The 3,249-nt window shown below is 38.8% G+C and carries 2 protein-coding genes; one reads left to right on the top strand and one right to left on the bottom strand.

Annotated elements, in window-relative coordinates; genetic code table 11:
- Positions 1–251 precede the first annotated feature (251 nt).
- On the top strand, positions 252–860 hold the full coding sequence (locus ACXM1Q_RS09005; RefSeq protein ID WP_458517770.1) for a DUF975 family protein: 609 nt from the start codon (positions 252–254) through the stop codon (positions 858–860).
- Positions 861–1,258: 398 nt separating this feature from the next.
- On the opposite strand, the gene ACXM1Q_RS09000 is transcribed toward ACXM1Q_RS09005, so the two are convergent.
- Positions 1,259–2,659, bottom strand: coding sequence for a polysaccharide deacetylase family protein (locus ACXM1Q_RS09000; protein ID WP_458517769.1), 1,401 nt, complete (start codon positions 2,657–2,659; stop codon positions 1,259–1,261).
- Between the last annotated feature and the right edge of the window lie 590 nt (positions 2,660–3,249).

The raw sequence follows: 3,249 nt of genomic DNA, 5'->3' as shown, positions 1-3,249 counted from the left end.
AGAGCAAACTTCCCCTATCTTGCCCCATCACAGTAGTAACACTATTTCGTAATTGCTTCCTTACTTGATTTGGCATTAAAACCACCTCCTTTAGCCTAAGTATAGCAAAAAAAGGATTTCGAAAGTTCGATTCACGAACTTCCGAAATCCTTAACTTAATGACATTGGGCTTGACGCCTGGTCTTTTTCCTAACTTGACAAAGTTTTCGAATCTGCTATACTATCCTCTATATTATTTTTGAGAGGATTTTATGAATCGAACAGACTTAAAAAATCAAGCTAAGAAAGCCTTAGCTGATAACTGGACTTGGGCAGTTGCTCTGACGCTACTACTATCCCTATTACCAAGTTTTCTTGCTTTTCTCACCTTTGGTTTTGGAGGACTCCTAAGTATCTTTTTTGCTGCTAGTGCCCAAATTGCCTTTCTCAATCTCCTGGACAAACACAAGGAAGAAAATATCTTTACGGCTGCCTTCACTAGTTTCCGCCAAGGTCGTTTCTTACCCATTCTTATAAATAGTCTACTCCAATATATATTCTTAATCTTCTGGACACTACTCTTCATAATCCCTGGTTTAATAAAGGCCTATTCCTATTCCATGACCAACTACATTATTGAAGATCTAATCGCAGAAGGTAGAGATATTGAACCTACAGAAGCCATTACAAAATCTCGGCTTCTCATGGATGGGCATAAACTCGACCTCTTTATTCTAGACCTTAGTTTCCTCGGTTGGGCCTTACTCACTATCCTAACCTTTGGAATCGGTCATTTATGGTTAGCACCTTATATCTATACAACTCGCGCAGCCTTTTACCGCCAATTAGTTGCAGCTAAGCCTGAAGTTTTAGATCTATAAGAAAATGCAATAAAAATATCCTTGCTCCAAATGACAGACAAACATCATTTTAGGTGTTTGTCTTTTTTCATTCCTTCAATTTAGACAAGATAGAAAGGACTTTCGAATCCCAATAACCTTCATGTGTAGCAGCTTTTTAATACTTAAGTATGTCAAAGTAAGCCCAAGCTGATCACTGATTTCAGACTTTCCAATCTTTCTTGTAAATCTAAAATGGTGAAATTCCTTAGCTGTCCCATATAATCGCTCAATGATCTCTTTCTTCCACATGAACCAGTGTTAGCTTAAATATTAGTTCTAAGTATTTTCTCCGTCTCCACTATATTAAAAAGCCTCTAGAATAGCTAATCTAGAGACTTTATCTACAATCTAATAAAGTAAAATATCTTGCTTTTGTCTTACTCACCTAAACCATCACGATCATAATAAATCCCTTGGGGATCAATCCCTTTAGTTTTGAGTAGATCTGTGACGGTCACAAATTCATAGCCCTCTTCCTTTAGATAATCAATAACTGCCGGTACAGCGTCAATTGTCTCTTTATGAATATCATGCATAAGGACAATACCACCAGGTCGCGCATAGGTCTTAACCTGTTCCAAAATCATTTCTGGATTGTGGTTCTGCCAGTCTAAAGTATCTACGGACCACAGAATTGTCGGTAAACCTGCATACAGTTGAGTCTGAGCTGTATAATTTCCAAACGGTGGACGGAAGAGTTTGGAATCAATTCCCGTTGCCCGTTTAATCTCACTTTGAGTCTCACGAATCTCAGCCAAAGCACTATCTGTTGTCATCAGTTGCAGATTCGGATGGTTGAAGGTATGGTTAGCAACTTCTGATCCTTGCTTGTTCATCCGTCGAAGAATCTTTTCATTTCCCGCTACATTTCGTCCAAGAACAAAGAAAGTTGCAGGAATTTCTTCCTTCTCTAAAATATCCAATAACTTAGGTGTCAACTGGGTATCTGGCCCATCATCAAAGGTAAGAGCTATAACTTTCTTGGTTGAGGGAGCTATATAATCTTGGTAGGATTCCGCATCCGCCCCTTTAAGCATATCTGGATTGATGACATCAAACAAGATGGTTAGAGGCACCGCCACTTGCTTAACCTCCCCGACAGTCTGAGGGAGTTGAATCCAGAAGCTCTTTTTATCATAGTAGAAATCCCAATCTGCCAAGTCTGTGTATTGTAAGCTTTCAATCACTTCTGCCACTCGATCAGCATTTAAATTCTGGGATAGCAGGTTGGCCTTAATCATATCCAACATTTTTGAGTGGGCTGCTTCCGGATCTTGGAAGAGCTGATCCAAGCGAAGTTGTTCACCTTCATCTGTGTAGTAGTAAGAAGCGAGAGTTGTTTCTTTCTCAGTTCCTACATAGGTTGGGGAAACAGGATACTCCCTTTTCACCAGCTTAACCTGCTGGGTATTGACAAAAGCCCCTTCTTCTTTATCCACTAGGTAAAAAATCAAAGCATTCAAATCCTTATCTTCCCCTTCAGGATTCAAGGTCTGAGTGTCCGCTAAAATTAAATCTTGAATCTGCTGATTGGTGCTGGCTTCTAGGTTGCTAGGGTAATAAGCTACCACTTCAGCCCGACCAATACGACCGTACTGCTTGGCACTCTTGGACTTCTTGGCCAAGGCTGCATTTTCCTGCTTAAGTTGTTCAATCTTGGAGGACGCCTGCCACCGATCAAACTGCTCGGGAACCATCGGGAGAAGCAACAAAGCAGCTACCAACATTCCCAGGAATAGTACAAACATCAACCAATTCTTTGGACTAATCTTTCTCACAAATCAAACCCTCACTCCTCGTTTCATAACCTCTATTGTACGATAGATAGAGGTAATATTCAAATGATTCTAGAAAAAATCGATAACATACTCCTCCTTCTTGTTTACAAAGTGAATACATCGTAAATATAGAAAGTTAGAAATCAGATTTTAAAGCGTTATAAATATAGACGACTGCCTTCACAGCTATCCATTCTACAGTAGTCTCCGTAATAGTCCAAACCTAATCCTCTAGAAACACATCTTCACATCTGTACTTAGCTTATCTCCAACTAATGTCAAAATCGGCCTACTCGAAAAATATTCAGATCCATGACTAGAAAAACCGGTCAAAATACAGCCAGCATTTATCAAAAAGCCTTGTTAACAACAGATTCTGAGATTTTATGAGAACTAATTAGTTTCATATGTTTCGCTTACTATTGCTTTAATGATTTTACATTAGAGAATATGTGGACTTTTTTCATATACTCTTTTAGATTATAAACTGTATATGATATACTATTTTTATGGCATACGGAATTGATTTTAGAAAACGTGTCCTTGAATATGTTAAAGAGGGACATACACGTAAAGAAACAGCAGCTTTA

Source organism: Streptococcus sp. 10F2, from assembly GCF_054331515.2.
This window is presented reverse-complemented; position numbering and strand designations above follow the sequence as displayed.